The following is a 21,819-nucleotide window of genomic DNA, read 5'->3' on the forward strand; positions in this document are numbered from 1 at the left end:
TTCTTCCATTCTCGCTAAATAATTGCGTATGCCTGCCAAGGCCAGTATGAAGATGTAGAAACGGGCCTCTATTACAATCGTTTCCGATATTATGACCCGGAGAATGGAGTGTATGTGAGCCAAGATCCCATTAGACTACAAGGAGGGTTTGCGTTTTACAGCTATGTGAAAGATCCTTTAGTGGCAACGGATCCATTGGAACTAGCTTGTGTGAATGGAGCTAAAAAATCTATAAACGAGCAACTTTCGAGGGGTAAAAACGCGAGGGTAAACGTAGGTAGTAGAACAGATGCAGAGGCGTTGTTAAGAGATATAACATCTGGAGCGGGCCACAAAAGGGCCTATATGAATACCACAACACCTGGAACTTTCTCGCCTTAGAGCGATGCGTCGGATTGGTTACCAAGACCATCAAGTAGCAAAAGAGGCACGTATCATTGGGATGACTATAATCCCAACGCGCAAGCTGGTGATCATGCTGTTGAGGGTAGCCATTTGCAGGCACACACTTTTGAAGGAAAAATTGTTAGAATTTTTTACTAAGAAACCATGACGCCTAACATTTCTTTTGAAGAAAATCCTTACAGTCCATTTCCTGCGGATTCTAAAGGACAATTTTGTGAGATTAGTAAAAGCGATGGTGCCATATTTATTGAAATCCATACAATCCCATACGATAGTGTCCAAGTAGAAAGATTGAGGCAGATGGAATCTTTAGACGAGTCAGTTTTAGGTCAATATATCAGTTTGGTGGGCGAACAAAATATAACTAATGATGTGTTTCATCTTTACAAGCTACAAACTTACAGAGCAGATCCACGCATTAAAGACCCCTGGGATTTTAATGAAAGTATTTCTGATTATAAAGAGTTTGGATTTGTGATTTTTCGTGACTTAATAAACTTTTGTGCAGATAAGTGGGGAATAAGCGAAGATGATTTCGTGCCAATATATAAAACCCATATACCTGGATGATAGATTAAAGTCATTGATACTGCTAGGTATTTGGTGGGAGAGCGGCACTACGGCATTCTGACCGACCACCTCGGCACGCCGATGCAGATGCACGACCAGCACGGACAGCCGGTATGGGCCACCGAACTCACCAGCTATGGGCAAGCCAGGCAGCAGGAAGGCGAGGCGGCGGCGTGTCCGTTTCGCTATCAGGGCCAGTATGAGGATCAAGAAACGGGCCTCTACTACAACCGTTTCCGGTATTATGACCCGGAAGCAGGGCAATATGTAAGCCAGGATCCTATTAAACTCTGGGGAGGCGATAGGCTCTACAGTTACGTGGGTGATCCAACGCTTAGTACAGATGTGTTCGGATTAAGTGAAATTCCTGCCGGGTTCAAGAGTTTTGGCCAGTACAGACAATTCTCTCAAGCTACACAAGCTGGATTAGCCCGGGCAGGTTACCCCAATACAGTGCCGTTGATGCAAGGCAGCGCTGTGACTGGAGTTAGCCACGATACCGGAATTCCGTTTGATGTGGGCAGAACCAGCGACTATGATATTGCATTGGCCAACAAGGATCTGTACGACAAAGCGGAATCGTTAGGTCTAGCGAAAGGGGGAAAATCAAGACCTATTGATACTGATGATTTGGCTAAGCAGTTAGGCCTAGCTAAAACTAGGCAAGATTTGTCAAAAATGTCAGGTAGGGAAGTAAACTTCATGATTTTTGAAGATAAGGCAACAGCGAAAGCAAAAGGCAGGAGTATGACTATGCCTTGTAAAAAGTAAAACCTAATAAAGGATACCGACATGGTGAAAAGAATCTATGATACATACGGACATAAAACTGCTTCTATAGCAGAGCTTGCTCATGAAATAGAGGAGTCCGTAGGAATAGAACTGCAAGCTCATGAAAGCTCATATTCTGGAGAAACTTACAGATATAGAGGTGGGTTTTCTGATGAGATAATTTTGAAGAAAAGGCATGAAGAAGAGCAGAATACTGAATTTGTATTGCTGATACATGTTGCAAATACCTCAGGAAAGAATGCAGATAAAATAAGTAAATCTAAGTATGTAAAGGAAAAATTGTTGCTTATACCAGGGATGCATTTTATATCTCAAAGAATTGATGAGGATACTGCATGAACGATAGTCAAGGTTCTTGTATTTACTACTTGTTACTAAAATTAGGTAGTAATCTTGAATCCATAAGGGCTGAACTATAAATGAGCGCGAACGCCCAATCAACCGTTTACGACATAATTTCCTTCAAACAAGTTGGCCGGCTTAAGTTCGGCATGTCACGTGCGGAGGTTTTCGAAGTCTTCGGTGAGTTCGAACGTGAAATAAAAACGTACACGGGAAGCATAGAAGAAGTTAGAAAATACGTTTCGGCGAAATACAAGAAAGATAAGCTAAATGAAGTCTCATTTCTTTCAGGAGCTAAATTAGAGTTTGACGGTCACTTGCTGTTGAAGCAAGAGGGAGCAGATTACTTGATAGCTAACTACGAACACACATCAGATTTAGGATTTACTATTTTCCCAATTCTGGGGTTAGCATTCACTGGTTTTGGGAAATCAAAAGATGGTAAACTATATCTGTATTCAATAAAACAATACTAAAAGTCTATTTGAATCCATGAGCTTAAGCTAAGCTCTTTGAAGTATGTAGACTCTAGAGATGCAATGGTTTCTATGTCGTGGGAAGAACAGCATGAGGCGATTGTAAGAGTTGTTGATGATGCAACAGGCAAAACAATCTATAAAGAGAATGGTAAGTAGCAATATAACGCCAGATGAGAAAGCTAGCCTTCAATCTACTTTAGCTACTCCTGCTGAAGCACGAACCGTTAAATATATTCCATCGAAAGAAGGATAAACAATGGTCATAACAGGAAAATATTCTCCTGTTCTTCGTGTAGAAGTTGAATAAATACGAAAACGGCAAGTTCTGGAAGAGACGTAGTTTATCAGTGGAGAGATTACGGGAGAAAATAATCGTTGAAAGGCTAAATACCCCAAAAATAGTGGTCATGACAAAGACTTTTTCAAGCCAAACAATTTCAATTGAGTGGAATGACGATGAAGGGTATTCATTAATCGGTATGGCCGATGACGAGTCAGACCCTCAAGACTATGTAATATTTCAGAGGTCTTTTGAGTTTGATGAACAAGATGAAAGCTTGGGTCTGAATAGCTACTATTTCGAGTTGTGTGAACAAAAATATTCTAGCTATAACGCTTGTGAGAAAGTGACTTTAAGCAGGGAAAAACTTGTTGTTAAGGTTTCGGAAAGAGCAAAAAGGATTTATCCCGAATATGATACAATAGTAGTTGCGCTTTCCATAGCAGAGCCTGACTATAACAATCTAATTGATGTTTTTAAGTACATACTTCAGGATAATGTAAAAGCACTCTCTGTAGAATAGAATGTTTATAATAACTGTTATCCCTCGCGCTTGACTAATGCGTAGTACCTACTTGAAAAAGGCTTCTTTATTCCGGTAGCCAAGTCAAAAGTCAAAGCATAGTGTTGTGTGTGACCATGTGAGATGTGAAAGACTTTATCACAAACACTTTTGGCATCACAATCCGAAAGAAGAGTTGTATTTCAGCCGAATTAGATCTGCTTGACAGGTTGAATTGCCCATGATGAATTTTGAATCGCTGTTCGTTGACCGCAACAGCAGCATTTTGCTTCAAATAGAAGAATTGAATCCTCGTTACAAATCTAGGATAGGAGGGCTACCACCTGCTTTTGTTGATGAAGCGACATTCAATCATACAGAAGAGCTTAGTGATTATGCCTACCTGTTTACGCTGAGTGATGATTTTTCCCATTTTATCAATGGAAAGGAATTATCAGTCTTTATACCAAAAAATTATGATGATTATAGCCAACGTTCAATTTATCCAGATTTTAAGTTAAAATGCTTTGTTCACGAACCCTCTACTATTCCGAGTAGGAATACTGACTTAATATATTCAGCCGTAAAAGAGGGGAGTTTGGCTACCTTAGCTAAAACATCCGGCAATGATGAAGAATACAGCTACTTTATCAAGGTTGGCTCAAATCCCTATCTTCTTCAGGAGGAACAGTATTTCTACTCCGAGTTAGAAGCAAAAGGATACACATTCATTTTTCAACTTGACGAGAATGGTCTCACGGAAGACTTCTTGAACGGGAGTTATCCGTTTGGCTTTGGATCAGTATACTTTTATGGTAGAATAGATCACGAGACCCAAAGCATCACTGATATAATTTCTGGCTACTGGCAAAGATAATTGCCGCCAATAACGGCGGCAGTGAGCAAAGACCTGTCAACTGCTTCCTTCTAGCTTGCTCCTAGGTTGCTCCTAACTCTTTGCAGTAGATAAGACACAAAAAAACCCGGCCGGATAGGTCGGGTTTTTTGTTGCTTGGGATAGGCTAGAGGATGGCCACGTTGCCCGTCATGCCCCGGTCATTGCTGCCGGGCGCGGCGGGCACCGCCAGGAAAGTGCAGTTGGCGCGCACGTCCGCGTCAGCGAGGCCGGTAGCCACGGCCACCGAACCGGCGTCCCGGCGCACCGGAGCCGAAGTGAACGTGCGGTTCGTGCGTTGGTCGATGACCACCGCCGTCACCAAGTCGGCCGGGTTGCCGAAATCCGGTGCCCATTGGCCCGTTACCGAGCCGCCGCTGACAGTGGCCTCCAGGTTGTCGAGCTGATCTACCGCTCCGCTGGCCTGCGAAGCCGTGAGCAGGCTCATGTCTACGCTGGCTGTCGCCGTGGCGTTGTCGTAGGCGGTGGCCGGGAAGTTCAGCGCCACGAAGCGGTTGTAGGGCGACTGGCCGCCCTGCTTAGGCAGACCCAGCGTTATCAGCGCCGCCAGGCTCTGGTAGAGCTGGCTCAGCAGTTTGAAGCGGGCGCGGATGGCCTGTTGAGCGGGCGAGTTGCTGCTGTTGCTGCCCACTTTCTGGCGCAAAATGTTGACCCCATTCTGCTTGGTGAAGGTCATTTGCCCGGCCGAGCCCTCAATGTCGCCGAGCAGGGAACGAATACGTGCCATGTTGGTAAAAGGTAAGAGGTGATGAAAAGGCTGCTGTATCGGCCTCTTGCTACCAGGTGCAGCCGCCCCAGTTGCGCCGCTTCATTTCTGCGTTGAAATCCCGCCAGACACGGGGTTCTACCGGCCCCTGCGGGCCGCACTGCCATATTCCACGCCCAGCCGTTTGCGCCTGCCGCTGCTCTGCCATCCATCCGGCCACTGCCCGGCTTGGCTCATACGCCCAGGCCCACCCGCGCACCACCAGCAGGCTGTCCAGCGCCATCGGCCCCGACCGGCTGAACGCCGCCGGACGCAGGCGTACCGCCGCCAGATTGCGCCCATACAGGTCCAGCCCCCATACCTGCATCCACACGTACTTGTGTTCAACCAAGACCCGAACGTGTGCCGTAGCTTGCCGCCCAAATGGTTGATCGGCTTCCGGGGCATCCGCCCCCATTAGCCGCACCCGAGCCCGCCCGCGGGCTGTTTCCACTTCGTAGGTATCCGCGTCCACTACCCGCAGGACCCGCACCGTAACCCACTGTGCGGAGGCAGGTAGTACCACTGCTAATGCCGTAGGATAGAGTAATTGCCGGAGTCTATTGGCCCGCACCTGGCCTTGAGCCGGGCCAAGACCCAGCACTAGCGCAATCACCAGAAGAAGACCGTGTAGCTGCATGGCCCAAACCTACCGCCGTAGCGTACTGCTTCGTATCTTCACTTTCCGATACTACCCCATAATACCCCACGATGCCCCAGGTTTGTGTATTCCCGAAAGACGTTGCCACGCTCACCGGCCACAGCTACGACGGTGCCAAGCGTCTGCTGCAACGGGTGCGCCGGCACCTGGGCAAACCAGCCGGTTCCTATGTGTCCATCGGTGAGTTCTGCCGCTTCACCGGCCTGCCTGAGCACGAGGTAGCCGCCGCCCTCAAGTAAGGTTATCGTGTCATTTGTCCAGCTGACCACCGGGGAGCGATGACGGTGCAGCTGCCTCCACGTGAGCAGTGTGAATAGACTCCCCTCCACTACTGCTCCACTACTGCTTCCCGGTTCGGATGTCATGCTTATTTTCGCTGATGCGACCTCGCTTATTGCCTGGTCGGTACGTATAGGTGGGCATCGCGTGCTGTTGGGTACCTTTATTCGCGTGGTCTGATGTCCAGACCGCTGCGCCTACCGTTACCAATATCCCACCGCCGGGTCGGGGCTTTACTTTTTCTACTAAACGGCAGCGGCCTCGACCGGGCGGCTGCGCTACTCGCTTTGCTGCTGTGCTTATGGATGCTGCTTCCGGCGCGATGGTGCCGCTTCCCTTCCCCGACAGCCTTCTGCACGACCTGCTGGCCGTCTCCCTTACTGGGGTCAACGTGTTGCGCCCGGTGTACGACCCGGCCGGGGAAATCAAGGATTTTGCCATCGAGTACCTCAACCCCGCCGGCCAGCGCATGACCGGCTTGGCAGCCCAACCCGGCGGCACGCTGCTCACCCGTTTCCCGCACACCATCTCCGCCGGCATTCTCGCCTACTACCGGCGCGCGTATACGGACGGGTACACCGGCCTGCACGAAGTCAACTACCAGGCCGACGGCTTGGACAACTACTTCCGCCTGGCCGCCCGCCGCAGCGGCGAGTGGCTGGTGGTGAGCTTCACCGACACCAGTGACCAGGACCGCAGCGCCGTGGAGCTGGCCCTGCGCGAGGCCCAGGCCCGCGAGCGCGAAGCCCGCGCCGACGCCGAGTACCAGCGCAACGAGCTGCGGGAATTTATGATGCAGGCCCCGGCGGCGGCGGTGCTTTACCGCGGGCCCGAGTACCGGGTGGAGCAAGCCAACGCCGCCGCGCTGGCCATCTGGGACCGGACCTGGGAGCAGGTGCGCCACCGCCCCGTGTTCGAGGTGCTGCCCGAAGCGGCCGACCCCGCCGTGGTGGCCCTCTTCGACGGGGTGTACACGACCGGCACGCCGTACACGGCCCACGAGCTGCCCACCACCATCGTGCGCAACGGGCAGCCGGAGGTGGTGTACTGGAACTTCGTGTTCCAGCCCGAGCGCCAGCCCGACGGCCGCATCAGCGGCATCGTCTCCATCGGCACCGACGTGACCGAGCACGTGCTGGCCCGCCAGCGGGCCGAGCAGCTGGCCCGGGAGCTCGACGCCCGGGTGCAGGAGCGCACCCGGCAAGTAAACGTGCAGAGTCAGCGCCTGGAGCGCTTGTTTGCGCAGGCCCCGGCCGCCATTTGTATCCTGGGCGGCCCGGAACTGGTCTTCGAGCTGGTCAACCCCATTTACCAGCAGTTTTTCCCCGACCGCCCGCTGCTGGGCAAGCCCTTGCTCGACGCCCTGCCCGAACTCACCGACCACGCCGCCTACCACACCATGCGGCGGGTGTTCGACACGGGCGAACCCATCTGGCAGCAGGCCCTGCACACGCCCCTAGCCCGCACCGACGGCGGGGCGCTGGAGGACCGCTACTTCAACTACGTCCAGCAGCCGCGCTACGACGAGCACGGGCGCATCGACGGCGTGCTCGTCTTTGGCTTCGAGGTCACCGAGCTCGTGCAAGCCCGGCAGCAGGCCGATGCCTTGCAGGCCCAGCTGCTGGCCGCCGCCCGGCAGCAGGCCGAGCAGCGCGCCGCGCTCTACCAGGTATTCGAGCAAACCCCGGCGGCGATAGCCCTGCTGCGCGACCCCGGCCACCGCTTCGAGTACGTGAACCCGGCCTATCAGGCGTTTTTCCCCGGCCGCCCGCTGCGGGGCCGCGACACGGCCGAAGCTGCGCCGGAGCTAGTCACGCAGGGGTTCACGGCCCTCATGGACCGCGTGTACCAGTCCGGCGAAACCCACTTCGGGCAGGAACAGCCCTACACGCCCCCGCCAGCGGCTGGTGAGGCCCCGCGCCCCCACTACTTCAACTTCACCTACCAGGCCTACCGCGAAAACGGCGCGGTGGCGGGCGTTTCCGTCTTCGCCTTCGACGTGACCGAGCAGGTGCTGGCCCGCCAAGAGCGCGAGGCCCAGCAGCAGCAGCTGCAGGCCGTGTTTGCCCAGGCCCCGGTGGCCGTGTGCGTGTTTCAGGGCGAAGACTACGTGCTTGACCTCGTCAACCCGCCGATGGGCCGGATGCTGGGCCGCCCGCTGGAGGAGTTGCTGGGCCAGCCCTTTTTCCAGGCGCTGCCCGAGCTGCGCGACCAGGGCTTGGCCGAGCTGCTGGCCGGCGTGCGCCGCACCGGCACCCCGTTCGTGGCCCAGGAGCAAGAAGTTATGCTCGCTCACCACTCGCCCGGCCAGCCCGGGTACTACAACTTTGTGTACCAGCCCCTGCACGCCGACGACGGCCAGGTGGCGGGCATCGTGTGTGTGGCCACCGACGTGAGCGAGCAGGTGCGGGCCCGGCAGCGGGTGCAGGAGCTCAACGAAGCATTGCAGGCCACCAACGAGGAGTTGGGCGACGCCAACGTCCAACTCACGCGTACGAACGTGGACCTGGACAACTTCATCTACACGGCCAGCCACGACCTCAAAGCGCCCATCTCCAACATTGAAGGCCTGCTCTACCTGCTGCAGGAAGAGTTGCCCCCGGCCGTGACCCGGGACGAGGAAATTGCTCCCACGCTGACCCGCATGCTGGACGCCGTGGAACGCTTCAAGCGCACCATCGACCACCTCACGGAAGTCTCCAAGCTCCAGAAAGAGCACGCCCCCGCCACCACCCTGCTTAACCTGGCCGGCGTTATCGAAGGCGTTCGGCAGGACCTGGCCCCGTTGCTGCAGGCCACCCGGACCCGCCTCACGGTGGACGTGGCGGCCCTGCCGCCCATTCCGTTTTCGGAGAAAAACCTGCGCTCGGTGGTGTACAACCTGCTCAGCAACGCCGTGAAGTACCGGCATCCCGACCGCACGCCCCACGTCGACGTGCGGGGCCATGTTCGCGACGGCTACACCGTGCTCGAAGTACACGACAACGGCCTCGGCATGGCCGATGGGCAGCTGTCCAAACTCTTCGGCATGTTCCAGCGCTTCCACGACCACGTCGAGGGCACCGGCATCGGCCTCTACATGGTCAAGCGCATAGTCGAAAACGCCGGCGGGCGCATCGAGGTGCACAGCCAGCTAGGAACCGGCACCACTTTTTTGGTGTACCTGCCCCACGCGGCGGCCCCGGCTGCGTAAGCGGATTACTTCCTTGCCTCCACCCGCTGACCCCTCATGGCCGCCATTTCCTGCACCCTGCTCGTCGACGACGACGACACCACCAACTTTCTCAACCAAAAGCTGCTCCGGCGCATGGCCGTCGCTGACACCGTCCTCGTGGCCGGCAACGGCCAGGAGGCCCTCGACCTGCTGCACGCCCACTGCGAGCAACCCACCTCGCCCTCCTGCCCGGCCCTGATTCTGCTCGACATGAAGATGCCCCTCATGAACGGCTTCGAGTTTCTGCAGGTCTACGCCCAGCGGCCCGAGCGCCAGAACCCCACGGTGGTCATCATCATGCTCACCACCTCGCTCAACCCGAAGGACGTGGAGCAGATGCAGGGCCTGCCCATCGCCGGCTACCTCACCAAGCCCCTCACCCGCGAAAAAGTAACCCACCTGCTGCACGAGCACTTCGGCCAGCCCGCCGGGTAAGCCGCCCCCGCGTTGGCACGTTCTTTCCCGTCTGCGTTGCCACACCGCCGGGGCGACCCATCCGCTGTTGGCCCCGCGTTCCGTGTGGGTATCGACCTGGCATATGGACAAAACGCCCGATTTCCCTTTGCCCGACAACGAAATCGTCCCATCCCAGGGAGAACCGGTGTCAGCGTACCGCGCGGACGTGCTTAGGTCAGCTCCATAAAGAAGCAGGTGCCCGCGCCCTCCTGGCTTTCCACCCACAGCTTGCCGCGGTGCTGCTGCACAATCTGCCAGGCGATGAACATGCCCAGCCCCGTGCTGGCCTCGCCCCCCACGCCCGAACGGGCCGACGGGCTGAACTTCTCAAACAGAGTGGGCTGCAGCGCCGCGGGGATGCCGATGCCCGTGTCGCGCACCGTGAGCAGCGCCCGGCCTTCCCGCTCCTGCAGCCCTACCGTAATGCTTCCTCCGGTTGGGGTAAACTTGAGCGCGTTGCTCACCAGGTTGTCCACCACCCGCCCGAGGGCGTCCGGGTTCACGTTCGCCGTCACGGGCGCCGCCGGCCGGTCCAGGGTTAGCGTCAGGCCCTTGTGCTGCGCCACCAGCTGGTGGGGCTCCAGCGTGTAGGCCAGCCAGGCCCCCAGCTCGGTGGGCTTCAGGGGCAGCTTGGCGGCGTCGAGCGTGCCGACGAGCAGCACGTCCTGCACCAGCTTGTTGGCCGTGGCGCAGGCTCGGCGGATAAGCGATAGGAACTGCACCGTTTCCGCCGGGTCCTCCGTCGCGAAAGTGGCCTCGTCCACCTGGTGCTGCAGCAGCTCGGCCAGCATCTGCACGTGGCCAATGGGGGCTTTCAAGTCGTGCGTGACCAGATGCAGAATCGTTTCCTGCGCGTCGTAGAGCCGCTTGAGCGACTCTTCCAGGGCCTTGCGGTCGCTGATGTCTTCCAGCAGCGTGTAGCCCAATTCCTGGCCGTCCGCGCCGTCCGGGAACCGAATGGAGGTGACCTGGCACCAAAAAGTAGAGCCGTCGGGGCGCACCAGCCGGGTTTCCAGCGTAAAGTGCGGCAGCTTGTGGCTCCAGAGCCGCTGCTGCAGAAAGCGCCAGTCGTCCCGGTGCTCGGGGTGGGCAAAGTCCATGATTTCGCGGCCCACCACCTCGTCCAGGCCCGCACAGCCCAGCATCTCCACCACCGCGCGATTGGCCTGCGTGATGAGCAAGTCCGGGGTGATGATTTTCTGCCCAAAGGGCGAGTTTTCAAACACCGTCCGAAACCGTTCCTGCTGCTGCTCTCGCTCGTCAGAGGCATCCTGCGCGGCCCGCGCCACCTTCCGGCCGGCGCGCAGCTGCCGGTTTTCCTCGCGCAGCGCCGCGTTTTCTAATTCCAGGGTCAGCAGGTCAGCAGGCGTTTTCATGGCGTAGCAAAGCCGGAAGCGGAGCGTTAGGGGAAGGGCAAGATACAATATGGGATGGACACAGCACCATTCATAAGCCCCGTATTTAGCTTACGCCTCAACGGTGTTCTCGGTTAAAAGCTTGGTCCAAAAGTTAATTGGACGGGGCCGGAACCTGTTACCAGTTGAAGGCAAAGAGGACTTCCATGTTAAAGCGAAGCGAGTCTTTGAGGGCATCGTCGGAGAAGTCAAACTCGCCGTGCAGGTTGAGTGTCACAAAGAACCTGAAACAACCTTGAGCGCGATGCATTATGTTCACCTAGGAGTAACAGGATTCTTGATATGCCACTCTAATAGCTATGCGGTAGTTTGAACCTTTGGTCTGCTAAACAAGGTCATCGTGTCTTATCAGGTGTCGCCTTAAGCTGCCGGTTCTACCTTACACACAGAGTTCAACACGTCGACAGCATTATCTTTCTGACCCTCCCAAATGCGGCGCATCGTCTGGTGCTGAAAGTCCTCGACGATCTTCGCGTAGATGAGCGTGGTCTTGATGTTGGTATGGCCTAAAACTTTTTGCAATACTTCCACTGGCATACCCCGCAGCAGGCTTTGCGTGGCGAAAGTATGGCGCGCGGTATGCATAGTCACTAGCTCATATTTGTACTGCTGGCTTTTCACCACCCGACCTTGCAACATCTCTACCACTTCTACGCAGTCCGTCAGCACAGCCAGCCGACAGATACGTTTCAGGTAGCGGTTCATTACTTGGTTTTGGTATACCGGCAGGAGCCGGGCCCGGTCCCCGTCGTATCGCTGAAGGATAGCCTGCGCTGCCGCTGTCAGGTAAATGCTCACCGACCGCCTGGTCTTGCTCTGCGTGAGCCGTAGCACTTGGCTCCCATCCCAGCTCGAGACGTTGCCCGCATGTAGCTGCAATACATCGGAGTAGCGCAACCCTGTGTAGCAGCAAAACAGAAATACGTCCCGCACCGGCACCAGCGTAGACGGCAGCACCGCTGTTTCCAGCCGCTCTAGCTCAGTAGCAGATAGGTATACCTTTTCAACCTCTACACTCGTGACCTTGATGCTGCGCACGTCGATGCTGAGCGTATACCCACGGTCCCGTTTCAGATAGTTAAGCACCGTTTTCAGGTCTTTCAGGGCTGTATAGATTGTATTCGGGCCCAGCTTGCGCGTGATGGTCAGATAATGCAGCAGAGCATCGTGGTCAGCCAGAGTATAGGACTCGGCCAGTAGTGGCTGTCCGCTATGCTGCTCAAAGTCCCGCAGCCAGTTGCGTACGACTAGGTAGTGCCGTAGAGTTTCGTGCCTGTAGCCCCGCCCGCGGGCTACCTCCCGAAATTCCTCCATCAGCACGGGCAACCGTTGTTCCCGCACCACCGGAGCAGATGCCGGATTTAATGCCTGTTTTAAGGACGTAGGCGACGGTGTGAGCCCATCAGCCCGCTGCCGCCGGTACGCCTCTACCACCCGCGTCGATAAAGCCGCTAGTAGATCATTCGCATCCTGGTAGCCAGGGAACGAACGGCGGAACTGCTGTCGCTTGGCGTCCCACTGCGAAGGCAAGCATTTTTCATTGGTGCTCAGCCGCAAGCGTTGGGTCTGGAAGCGGGCTAGCAGATACACCGCGGTGGGCGTCTGGGAATCTGGGTCCCGGAGGTAAAATTGAATGGTCATAACTGTGGCTGGAAGTGTGGCTTGAATAGGGGATTAGATGGGCTTAAATGCGGGATTAGTCCAAACGCAAAAAACCCGGAAAACCGCTTCTGGTGCCAGATATGCGGTTTTCCGGGTTTGCCGGGATTAGATAATGGAGCCCCTTATTGGACTCGAACCAACGACCTGCTCATTACGAATGAGCTGCTCTACCAACTGAGCTAAAGAGGCATTTCCGAGCTGACAACTCCAGCAGGGGCTGCAAAGATAGAAAGCCCAGGGAAAACCACACAAGTGCCGCCTGCATTTTTTACAAACAGCCAAGCCAGTGAAACAGGCGCTATCGTAGGACTGCGCTTCTACCAGGTGGTGCTTGGTATAACTGTCGTTGCGCGAGTTGTGAGCTGAGAATGGATGTGGGGCAGGCTAGGTAATCTTACTCCAGACTGAGAGCAAGCGCCACATCAACCCCGAGTAAAGCTTTGGCGTTTCTGAAACAAGAAGCTCTAATCAAAATCTACCCTGATGAAGCAACAGAAAAACGCCAGGCTCCCTCAGGCGCTGCTAAGCGGCCTAGCTGGTGCCGTCCTGCTTACTGCGCTGCACGAAACCGTCCGCCAACTACGGCCCGCTGATGCGCCCCGTATGGACGTATTAGGTATGCGCGGCTTGCGCAAGCTGCTCGGCAAGGCCAATGCCCCGCAACCCAACGATGACACGGCATACGGCCTCACTATGCTAGGCGACATCCTAAGCAATGGCCTCTACTATAGCTTGGTTGGAACAGGGCGCGGCGTGTGGACGCGGGGAACGGTGCTGGGGCTGGCGGCTGGTATTGGCGGCGTGGTATTGCCGGGCCCACTGGGCCTAGGAGAAGCGCCTAGCAACCGCACGCCGCAAACCAAGCTGATGACTGTAGCATGGTACTTAGCTGGCGGTTTGGCAGCGGCTGGAGCATCGCGGTGGTGGAGTAGTAAGCGACCGTAGTACGGCTTTACGTTCCGCACACGAATAGAGCGAATAAGCAGTACCGCACCATCTATCTCACCTGCTTAAAAACTCGCTTCGCTTGTCGCGGAACAGATTGCCGTGTTGCGGGTCTGCCAGCACTTATTACTGTATAAGCACTGCGTTTCAGTCGGCCGCGTATTTCCTGGCTTTCCGGCATCTTTGCGGCACAATGATGAAAGCCCTCCGCAAACTTCTGGTCCGCACGCTTGGCTTCGAGCGATACATTCGTTTCGTGAGCGGCGTGTACCTGCGGCTGGTGGGGGCAGGCTGGGGCCGACAGAAGTATCCGGAGCTATTTTTTCTAAAGCAGATCATTCAGCCCGGCTTTGTGTGCTTGGATATTGGCGCCAACCTGGGCTACTACTCCGTGGCGCTGTCGCGGCTGGTGGGGGCGGAGGGGCAGGTGCTGGCCGTGGAGCCCATTCCCGATTTTCAGGCCATCTGGCGCGACAACGTGAAAAGCAGCGGCTTCAACAACCTCACGCTGCTGCCCTACGCGCTCGGCGGCCAAAACACCACCGTGCAGATGGGCACCCCGGAGCGTGACGGCCTGCTGCACCACGGCATGACCAAAGTAGCGGCTAGCAACCCCCAGGAACACTACGCCCGCACCTACGACGTGCCCATGCGCGTGCCCGACGACCTGCTGGCCCATCTGCCCCGCCTCGACTTCGTGAAGTGTGATGTGGAAGGCTTCGAGCACGAGGTATTTCGGCACATGCAGGCAACCTTGCGGCGCTTCCGGCCGCTTATTCAGACGGAGCTAAACGGACTGGAAAACCGCCGGGCTGTGGTGAGCGTGCTAGCCAAGCTAGGCTATAAACCATTTGTGTTGTCGGCGCGTTCTGAACTCGTGCCGTGCTCCGAAGCACAACTAGCCAGCGCCGTCATCGCCGACTTTTACTTTCAACCTGCCTAACCCGCCTCCGCAGCTGCTTTTTGATGGTCAAGTTCCTGCTCATATTCTTCCTCATCTCCCTCGTCCTGCGCTTCGTGCTGCCCGTGCTGATGCGGTATCTGGTGGTTGGATTCCTGCAAAAACAGGCCCGCCGCCACGCTCAGCAGTTTGGCGGGGCCCCGTTCGGACCAGCTCCTGAGCCGCCACGCAATGGCGCCGATGCCACCGGGCAAGTGCGCGTAGATTACGTGCCGCCCACACCTCGCGCTACCAAGCCTCAAGAGTTCCAAGGCGGCGACTACGTGGAGTTCGAGGAAGTCAAGTAAACTCCCCACTGTCATTGCGAGCAGCGCGAAGCAATCCGTCCTCTCTCTGAGACTAGTTTTCTACATAGATAAGCCCTTGACGCCTGCCAACGTCAAGGGCTTTCTGCTTAAGTAAGATAGGTTTGGTGCTAAGAGCGGAAGGATTGCCACGGCTGCGCCTCGCAATGACACAAAACCCTAGAAGCCTATGCCTAGCCGCAGGCCGGTTCCTACGCGGCGGCCAGATTGCAGGCCGGTGTAGAAGTCTACGCGCAGCAGCTTGAAAATATGCTCTAGGCCCACCCCAATTTCCACGTAATGCCCGGCCTGCTCGGTGGTGAGGTAGTTGAGCGAGGCCACTTCCTGCCACTTCAACTGCCGCAGCAGCGGGATTTTGTTCAGGAAGAAGCCGTTGAAATGATGGTTGTAGTGCGCCTCCAAAAAGCCGCTCCGGGTGCTGAACCGATAGTAGTCGAGCAGCTGAAACTGGCTGAAGTCGCTGGCCAGGTAGGTACGGTTGCCGCTGAAGTGACGATAATCCATGAACGAGAGCCGGCGCGAGCCCACAAAGCCGCCCGCAGCCACCCGGTACGTGCTGGTGCCGAACAAACCCAGGCCAACCGTCTGGCGGATACTAGCTTCCAGCAACGTATAGCGCACATCGGACCCCAGCACCCCGCCAATGCCCTGCCGCCAGGTGCCCCCGAACGTGGGCGCTTTTGAGCCGAGATTATACTTGCCGTCGGGGCGGGTGATGTAGCGTTGGCCGGGCCGCAAAGACGCCGTCAGCTCAAAAGCCAAGGATTGGTTGCGGCCAAAGCTGGTGCCGCCGGGCAATTCTTCATTTATGGGCTCATTGGGCGTGAAGGCCACGCCAAGCCGGTCGCGCCACAGCTCTATGCTCGTATTTTGCAACTCCCGCCGGTCGTAGTAGCTCAGGGTGCCTTGCAGCCGCAACCCGTTTATCACCTCGGCCTCGTACCCCAGCTGGGCCCCGTCGCGGCGGTAGAGCTTGGCGTAGTTGCGGTTTTCAAGCAGCGTGTAATAGGTGTTGATGAAGGGCGTGAGTTGCGTGAACGGGTCGAAGTTTTCGATGGTGCGGCCGGCTTTCAGACTTAGCCGCGCCAGGCGCACCGGGTGCATCTGCCAGGTGGCCGCCACGCTCGGGCTGAGCAATTCGTTGCTGAACCCATAGCGCAACGACGGCGTGATGGAATACACTCGCCGGTCGTCGGTGCGTTGCGTGAAGGTGGCCTGGGGATTGACCACGGTGCCCTCCACGGTGTTGTAGTTGACGATGTTAAACACCGGCGCCACGTACCAGGAGCGTTTGCGGAAGGTGTTGGCATAGGTGTAGCCGGTTAGCAGCAGCTTGCTTACTTCCACTTCGTTGCGTTTCCGGTCGAGCGAGTCCTGGTAGGGGCGCGAGTTGCGCACCACTTCACTGCTGTCTTTCTCGTGGTAGTCTTTCTGCTCTTCCTGCGTTAGCGGAATAGGCCGCACGCTGTCCCAGTAGCTCGAATCCCGCTCGTTTACGCCTTTTTCTACCAGCATCACCTCGCCGCGCTTCATTTTGCCGATGCTCAGGCCGGCCGTATCGCGCTCGGCGAGGCGGGTCTGGCGGCGCACCTCGCGGTTGAGGCCGCTGAGCTTGGGTTTCTGCTTGCGGATGTCGGCCACGGTTTCGCGGGTAACGGAGGCCTCGGCAGGCTCTTTGTCCGTTGGGGCGGGTGACGCAGCGGTAGGCCCGGGGCGGTTGGGGTAGGTCGGCGTCACTTTGTAGTTGGACAGCACAGCCGTGAGGTAGCCGTTGCCTTTGAAGCCGAAAGCCGTGAAGTCCACCGTAATCTTCTGCGACTGAATCACCCACACGTCGGAGGGGCCGGGCGCGGGGGCGTACAGCTGCTCGATGTGGAACTTCTCCACGTAATCGAGCTGGGCGTTTTTGTCGAGGTTGAGCGAGACAGAATGAATGCGCCACGTCCCGTCCACGATGTAAATGTGGCCCGACGAAAACACGGGGTCGGTGCGGCGGCGCGGCGTCACGCGGATTTTGTGCACTGAAACGCCGTTTTGCTGGGTGGTGCCTTCCAACTCGTACTTGTAAAATAGCAGCGCCCCATCCGCAATCGGCGACACGAAGCCGCGCTCCGAAAAGCCGCTTTTCAGGATGTTCTCGTAGAAATTGAGGCCCGCCCCGCGCCCCGCCCGATTGAAGCTGATGCCTTTGGCGTCGCCGCTCACGCGCGAGGAAATCATGCGTTCCTGCACCACGTTGGGCTGCCGGAAGCTCATCTCTGACACCGATTCCGACAAGTAAAAAATACCCGGCTTGAAGTCCGGCCCCACTTTCATGAGGCCCAGAATCTTGCCCGGTACTTCCACGAAACGCCCGAGCGCCTTAATGTAGGCGCGGGCTTTGAAGGCGGCCACCTCGCGGCGGTGGTAGCGCCGCCACTGCTGCGCCTGCTGAATAATGGCGTAGGCGGGGTCCCGGTCGGAGGCGCGCACCACCACTTCGCGGAGCTTGTAGCTTTCGGGTTCCAGCTTCACGTTGAAAGTGAGCAGCGTGTCGCCGCCGGCCACGCGCACCGTTTCTATGCGCGGCTTGTAACCGACGTACTGGAACACCAACTCGTAGCTGCCAGCCGGCAGGCGGAGCTGATAGTCGCCTTGCTCGTTGGTGGCGGTGCTGGTAGTAGTGGTGCGCACAGCCACGTTGGCGAAGGGAAGGCCCGCGCCCTGCCCATCGGAAACGCGCCCACGCACGATGCCGGCATGCGCCGTGCTAGCCGTTAGAAAGAGTAGTAAGAGCAGTAAATAGCGCGACATGGAGCGTGGACAAGAGCTTTTGCCAAGATAGATAGAATACGAGGGTGCGAGGTTGTCTGAAGGTTGTGATTTAGCGGGCAGGAGATAGGAGACAGTGAGACATGAGAAGTAAGACAAGCGTAGTGTGTCTGGGTCTACAGAAAAGAATAGGCGCCATTACGTAGGGCCGGCAGCTTAACTGTAACGCCAACTTTCGCTCACAGTTCCGGCAACCAGGCCAAACACTGAGCAGCGGGCAGACTCGGCCTTTCGAGCAACGATTCAGGTGGCTACTTCTTCTACGGCTGGTACCGCCGCCACTTTGCGCGACTGCCGGATAGCGTAGCCGGCATTCAACGCCACGCCCAGCAGCACCAGCGCCATGCCCAGGTAGGACGGCAGCCCGAACGTTTCACTGAAAAACACGAAACCCAGCCCCAGCGCATATAGAATACCGAGGTAATCGAGGCTGCTGATGCTGGCTAGCGGGCCGGTTTGGTAGGCTTTGGTTTTGTAGAGTTGAGAGAGTTGCGTGAAAACACCCGTGAGTAGGAGCAGGCCCCAGTCTTGCCAGCCCGTAGGCGTGGTCCAGTCCCAGAGACAATACGCCGCGCTAAACGGCAGCACCACCAGCTGCGAGTAGAGTACAATCACCATTGGGTGCTCTTGGCTGCCCATTTTGCGGATGGAATTGTAAGACAAGCCCGAAAAAACCGCCGAGGCCACGCCCATCGCCAGGTACTGCGGCGCAATGCGAGTATCTACGCCTTTCACCACCACTACGCCCGCGAAGGAAACCAGGAAAAACATCCACTGCCAGAACCGCACCCGCTCCTTCACGATAAAGATGCCCAGAATGGCCGTGAAAATGGGCGCCAGATACTGAATGGTAACGGCCGAAGCCAGCGGCATGGTGTGGAGCGTGTAGAAGTAAAGCACCAGCGCCAGCGCGCCCGTAGTGCCGCGGGAAAGCAGGTAGAAGCGGCTTTGCGGCTGCCCCCACGGCAGTACCCGCGCTTGTCGTAAGGCCCCGTAGCTGAGCGCCAGCGAAAGAACGGAGCGAAAGAAGATAATTTCGAGCGGTGGCAGGTGGGAGAGCAGCTTCACGCACACATTCAGCAGCGCAAAACAGAGCGTGCTCAGTAGCATGTAGCGTACCCCAGGGGAGAAGAAGGGCATAAAAGCGGCGGGCCAATGAAGCTACAACCGTCAAGTCCAGGCGCGGTTTCAGCTGGACAGCGGGTTTACGCAACCCCAACGAAGCGGTAAAGATACTTCAAGCAGCAGACGCCAGATGAAGCAGGACGGTCTACTAACTACCTGCTCATTGCCCCAACAGGACCCATACCCGTTTCATAGCTCTTGGCTTAGTTCAGCTAAAAACGCACTTCCGGCTAGGGTTCGGCGTTATCTTTCCCTATGATGAATCAATCCGACAAAAAGCAAAAGACCTATACGCCAGGCGAGGCGCTGCAGAAAATAGCCGCCTTTTGCGCCTACCAGGAGCGTAACCAGAAGGAAGTAGAGGCCAAGCTGCGCAGCTACGGACTAGACGAGGACGAGGCCGGCGAAATTATTATCCGGCTGAGCCGCGAGAAGCTGCTGGACGAGGAGCGTTTTGCCAAGGCTTTCGTGCGGGGCCACTACCGGCACAAGAAGTGGGGCCGCCGCCGCATTGTGCAGGATCTGAAGCAGAAAGGTATTTCGGAGTACTGCATCAAAGCCGGCCTCAAGGAAATAGACGGCGACGAATACTACCAGAACCTGGTAGACGTGCTGGAAAAGAAAGACCGGCAGGAAAAGGAGCGGAACCCCCGGGCGCGCCGCCAGAAAATCCAGCTTTTCCTCACCGCCAAAGGCTACGAGTCGGACCTGATAAAAATGGCCCTCGACGACCTCGGCAAAGCGCCGGAACCAGACGACGAGGACTAGCTTCCCGTAGGTGGCGCGGCCGAGGCGTCTTGCTGATAAAATGTATAGGGCTCAAAAGCCTCTTCAAGTGCCATACCTTCCAGCAAGGTTGCTACAGCGTAGGAAATGATGTCGAGCCATTCGCCCAGCCGCTCCACGTCGGCATCGAGGATGAGGTTGTTGCGCCGGAGCATGCCTTCCGGCTCCAGTGCCCAGGCCCGGCCGTAATGGCAAATTACCCACAGTGCGCTCATAAGATTTCGGTCGAGAGCCGTGGTGGTTTGCAGGGTGGGAGCCAGCACTTGCAAGGCGTGCATCACTTCGTGGAAATTGCGCTCTATCAAGCCACGGTAGGGGCGAAGCATGCCCAAAAAGCCATTTTCCAGCAGCGGGTGCCCCATGTCGGGATGGGCGCCGGCGTGTGCTAGGAGCAGGTCCTGGGCTTCGGAGATGGTCATTGCTTGGGCAATAGAAACAAGTGATAAGTAGCCCGCTACCGCCGCGCCGGCAGCTGCGGATTCTGCATTTGCTGCGTGAGCACCACGCGGCGGCCGGTCAGGGTTTCGAGCATGGGCCGCAAAATTTGCTGGGCATTTTGCTCCGTTTGGGCCAGGATACCAGATTGCAGAGCCGCGCGCCGCACGTTTTGCTCGGCGTATTTGTAGCCGGCATCCACCAACTCGGCATCCTTGAAAAAGCCGTTCTCGACGCTGTACACTCGGCTTTGGCTATGATTGATTTGCCAGGTACACAGCTCGGCGGGCGGCAGCGCCACGCGCACGAGCGAGTCGCCTTCGAATACCACATCCTGGGGGCGCACCTTGCGCAGGTCGAGGCAGCCCACGGCGTCGCCGGCCACGATGAGGGCCACTTTGGCGTCGGGCAGCAGGCGGTAGGTGCTTTGCTTGTACTCCACCACGTCCTTGAAACGGTAGCGCACCAGCTCTAGCCGGCCCAGACTTTCCACTTTTTCGAGCACTGTATTGTGCGTGACCGTGATCCGGGGCGCCGGATTGAGCGGGTTTTCGAACTCACTCAGGGCGGGCCGAACTTTCGTCCAGAGAAACCAGCCCAGGCCCAGCAGAAACAACAGCGGCAGCAAACGGCGAAGCAAAAGCGGAATGGACGACATGCAGGGAGAGTGAGGACAAGCCCATGCGTATACGTGGGCTTGGAAATTTATCCTTCAAAGATATTTCTCGCAGTGTTCCGCGGGGTTTTGATGGCTCAACTTGGCCACCAGGCGTGGCGGTTTCCGAACCGTTGGCGGTAGCCGGACCAGCCTTGGAGGCCGCCCGTGTGCACTGTCACGACGGTGGAGCCGGGCGCGAAATAGTCTTGGCGCAGCAAGTCGAGTACGCCGAACAGCAGCTTGCCGGTGTAGATGGGGTCTAGTAGCACCCCGTGGCGGGTTTGGAATTGCTCAATGAAGCGCAGCAGCTCCGCGGAAAACCGAGCGTAGCCCCCGAAGTGATATTCCGTGCGCAGGTCGTAGTTGGGGTAAGCGCGGTTGGTGCCGGCTTGCGTCAGCGCGTCGATGTCGGCGCGGAGGAAACTACCGTTTTTGAGGGCCGCTACGCCTACTGCTTGCTGTTGCGGCGCCAAGCCAGTGAGTAGGCCAGCCAGAGTGCCGCCCGTGCCGCAGGCTACGCAGAGGTAATGGAAGTCGGTTTCCGTCGCTAGCTCCGTTACCAATTCGGCGCAGCCGGGTAGCGCGAGATAGTTGGAGCCGCCTTCAGGAATGACGTAAGCCGGGCCGGTTTCGCGCAGCAGCTCCGCCAGAAACGCCGGTTCCTGCTTGTGGCGGTAGGTTTCCCTATCCAGATACCGCAGCTGCATACCGTCGGCGGTGGCCTGGGCGAGGGTGGGGTTGAGCGGCTCAGTTTCTTCGCCCCGGATGATGCCGATAGTGCGCAGCCCAGTGAGGCGGCCAGCCGCGGCTACGGCGGCAATGTGGTTGGAAAAAGCGCCCCCGAAAGTCAGCAGCGTATGATGACCGAGGCGCTGAGCTTCCGCGAGGTTGTATTTAAGCTTGCGCCACTTGTTGCCCGGCAATTCTGGGTGCGCCAGATCATCACGCAGCAAGAGCAGCCGAATACCGCGGCGCATGGCTTCAGGTTCTTCGAGCGGCTGGATGAGCATAGGAATTCCGCGCAGTTTTCAACCATCAGAACACTGCGAAACACAGCGCCAACACCCGCGAAACA

The 21,819-nt window shown here is 57.1% G+C and carries 23 protein-coding genes and 1 tRNA gene; 14 read left to right on the plus strand and 10 right to left on the minus strand.

Translation table 11 applies throughout. The features are described from left to right. Positions 1-21 precede the first annotated feature (21 nt). From ACYSMN_RS14495 to ACYSMN_RS14525, 7 genes are all read left to right on the plus strand, one after another. A complete protein-coding gene (locus ACYSMN_RS14495) occupies positions 22-381 on the plus strand; it encodes an RHS repeat-associated core domain-containing protein (RefSeq protein ID WP_488924749.1) in 360 nt (119 codons plus the stop codon). Positions 382-549: 168 nt separating this feature from the next. Then, complete coding sequence (locus ACYSMN_RS14500) at positions 550-975, plus strand: hypothetical protein (protein WP_488924618.1); 426 nt, start codon at positions 550-552, stop codon at positions 973-975. A 33-nt stretch (positions 976-1,008) separates the two neighbouring features. After that, the gene (locus tag ACYSMN_RS14505) at positions 1,009-1,746 is read left to right on the plus strand and encodes an RHS repeat domain-containing protein (protein ID WP_488924619.1); all 738 of its coding nucleotides are present in this window, start codon (positions 1,009-1,011) and stop codon (positions 1,744-1,746) included. Between the two features lie 21 nt (positions 1,747-1,767). Next, positions 1,768-2,106: a hypothetical protein gene (locus ACYSMN_RS14510; RefSeq protein ID WP_488924620.1), complete on the plus strand. Its 339-nt coding sequence runs from the start codon at positions 1,768-1,770 to the stop codon at positions 2,104-2,106. An 80-nt stretch (positions 2,107-2,186) separates the two neighbouring features. Then, a complete protein-coding gene (locus tag ACYSMN_RS14515; RefSeq protein ID WP_488924621.1) occupies positions 2,187-2,585 on the plus strand; it encodes a PLC family EF-hand domain-containing protein in 399 nt (132 codons plus the stop codon). Positions 2,586-2,887: 302 nt separating this feature from the next. Beyond that, positions 2,888-3,391, plus strand: a complete 504-nt coding sequence (locus tag ACYSMN_RS14520; RefSeq protein WP_488924622.1) for an Imm10 family immunity protein — start codon at positions 2,888-2,890, stop codon at positions 3,389-3,391. Positions 3,392-3,611: 220 nt separating this feature from the next. Further along, entirely contained in the window at positions 3,612-4,247 is a 636-nt protein-coding gene (locus tag ACYSMN_RS14525) for a hypothetical protein (protein WP_488924623.1), read from the plus strand. Positions 4,248-4,392: 145 nt separating this feature from the next. Here ACYSMN_RS14525 and ACYSMN_RS14530 read toward each other — a convergent pair whose 3' ends face one another. After that, a complete protein-coding gene (locus tag ACYSMN_RS14530) occupies positions 4,393-5,013 on the minus strand; it encodes a DUF6266 family protein (protein ID WP_488924624.1) in 621 nt (206 codons plus the stop codon). A gap of 49 nt (positions 5,014-5,062) precedes the next feature. Beyond that, positions 5,063-5,671 carry a thermonuclease family protein gene (locus tag ACYSMN_RS14535; RefSeq protein WP_488924625.1) on the minus strand — a complete coding sequence of 203 codons (609 nt, stop codon included), beginning with the start codon at positions 5,669-5,671 and terminating at the stop codon, positions 5,063-5,065. Between the two features lie 71 nt (positions 5,672-5,742). On the opposite strand from ACYSMN_RS14535, the gene ACYSMN_RS14540 reads away from it, so the two are divergent. The 3 genes from ACYSMN_RS14540 to ACYSMN_RS14550 all read left to right on the plus strand — a co-directional run bounded on the left by ACYSMN_RS14540 (position 5,743) and on the right by ACYSMN_RS14550 (position 9,620). Continuing rightward, positions 5,743-5,931, plus strand: coding sequence for a hypothetical protein (locus ACYSMN_RS14540; RefSeq protein ID WP_488924626.1), 189 nt, complete (start codon positions 5,743-5,745; stop codon positions 5,929-5,931). Positions 5,932-6,272: 341 nt separating this feature from the next. Then, complete coding sequence (locus ACYSMN_RS14545; protein WP_488924627.1) at positions 6,273-9,164, plus strand: PAS domain-containing sensor histidine kinase; 2,892 nt, start codon at positions 6,273-6,275, stop codon at positions 9,162-9,164. Between the two features lie 36 nt (positions 9,165-9,200). Next, positions 9,201-9,620 carry a response regulator gene (locus ACYSMN_RS14550; protein WP_488924628.1) on the plus strand — a complete coding sequence of 140 codons (420 nt, stop codon included), beginning with the start codon at positions 9,201-9,203 and terminating at the stop codon, positions 9,618-9,620. 191 nt (positions 9,621-9,811) lie between these two features. Here ACYSMN_RS14550 and ACYSMN_RS14555 read toward each other — a convergent pair whose 3' ends face one another. From ACYSMN_RS14555 to ACYSMN_RS14565, 3 genes are all read right to left on the minus strand, one after another. Further along, complete coding sequence (locus ACYSMN_RS14555) at positions 9,812-11,017, minus strand: PAS domain-containing sensor histidine kinase (RefSeq protein ID WP_488924629.1); 1,206 nt, start codon at positions 11,015-11,017, stop codon at positions 9,812-9,814. Positions 11,018-11,416: 399 nt separating this feature from the next. Continuing rightward, positions 11,417-12,697: a tyrosine-type recombinase/integrase gene (locus ACYSMN_RS14560; RefSeq protein ID WP_488924630.1), complete on the minus strand. Its 1,281-nt coding sequence runs from the start codon at positions 12,695-12,697 to the stop codon at positions 11,417-11,419. A gap of 134 nt (positions 12,698-12,831) precedes the next feature. Continuing rightward, a tRNA-Thr gene (locus tag ACYSMN_RS14565) sits at positions 12,832-12,907 on the minus strand. A gap of 294 nt (positions 12,908-13,201) precedes the next feature. Here ACYSMN_RS14565 and ACYSMN_RS14570 point away from each other — a divergent pair. The 3 genes from ACYSMN_RS14570 to ACYSMN_RS14580 all read left to right on the plus strand — a co-directional run bounded on the left by ACYSMN_RS14570 (position 13,202) and on the right by ACYSMN_RS14580 (position 14,911). Beyond that, a complete protein-coding gene (locus ACYSMN_RS14570) occupies positions 13,202-13,663 on the plus strand; it encodes a hypothetical protein (RefSeq protein WP_488924631.1) in 462 nt (153 codons plus the stop codon). Positions 13,664-13,856: 193 nt separating this feature from the next. Beyond that, positions 13,857-14,606, plus strand: a complete 750-nt coding sequence (locus tag ACYSMN_RS14575; RefSeq protein WP_488924632.1) for an FkbM family methyltransferase — start codon at positions 13,857-13,859, stop codon at positions 14,604-14,606. Between the two features lie 23 nt (positions 14,607-14,629). Next, positions 14,630-14,911, plus strand: coding sequence for a DUF4834 family protein (locus ACYSMN_RS14580; RefSeq protein WP_488924633.1), 282 nt, complete (start codon positions 14,630-14,632; stop codon positions 14,909-14,911). Positions 14,912-15,088: 177 nt separating this feature from the next. Here ACYSMN_RS14580 and ACYSMN_RS14585 read toward each other — a convergent pair whose 3' ends face one another. Beyond that, positions 15,089-17,722, minus strand: coding sequence for a DUF5686 and carboxypeptidase regulatory-like domain-containing protein (locus ACYSMN_RS14585; protein WP_488924634.1), 2,634 nt, complete (start codon positions 17,720-17,722; stop codon positions 15,089-15,091). 261 nt (positions 17,723-17,983) lie between these two features. After that, positions 17,984-18,880, minus strand: a complete 897-nt coding sequence (locus ACYSMN_RS14590) for a DMT family transporter (protein WP_488924635.1) — start codon at positions 18,878-18,880, stop codon at positions 17,984-17,986. A 240-nt stretch (positions 18,881-19,120) separates the two neighbouring features. On the opposite strand from ACYSMN_RS14590, the gene ACYSMN_RS14595 reads away from it, so the two are divergent. After that, positions 19,121-19,633, plus strand: coding sequence for a regulatory protein RecX (locus ACYSMN_RS14595; RefSeq protein ID WP_488924636.1), 513 nt, complete (start codon positions 19,121-19,123; stop codon positions 19,631-19,633). Here ACYSMN_RS14595 and ACYSMN_RS14600 read toward each other — a convergent pair. The 3 genes from ACYSMN_RS14600 to ACYSMN_RS14610 form a co-directional block, all read right to left on the minus strand. Further along, entirely contained in the window at positions 19,630-20,070 is a 441-nt protein-coding gene (locus ACYSMN_RS14600; protein WP_488924637.1) for a hypothetical protein, read from the minus strand. The genes ACYSMN_RS14595 and ACYSMN_RS14600 overlap by 4 nt on opposite strands. Before the next feature lie 35 nt (positions 20,071-20,105). Continuing rightward, complete coding sequence (locus ACYSMN_RS14605) at positions 20,106-20,744, minus strand: DUF4230 domain-containing protein (protein ID WP_488924638.1); 639 nt, start codon at positions 20,742-20,744, stop codon at positions 20,106-20,108. Between the two features lie 95 nt (positions 20,745-20,839). After that, entirely contained in the window at positions 20,840-21,754 is a 915-nt protein-coding gene (locus ACYSMN_RS14610) for a 1-aminocyclopropane-1-carboxylate deaminase/D-cysteine desulfhydrase (RefSeq protein ID WP_488924639.1), read from the minus strand. Between the last annotated feature and the right edge of the window lie 65 nt (positions 21,755-21,819).

This window comes from Hymenobacter sp. M1-2, assembly GCF_057808495.1.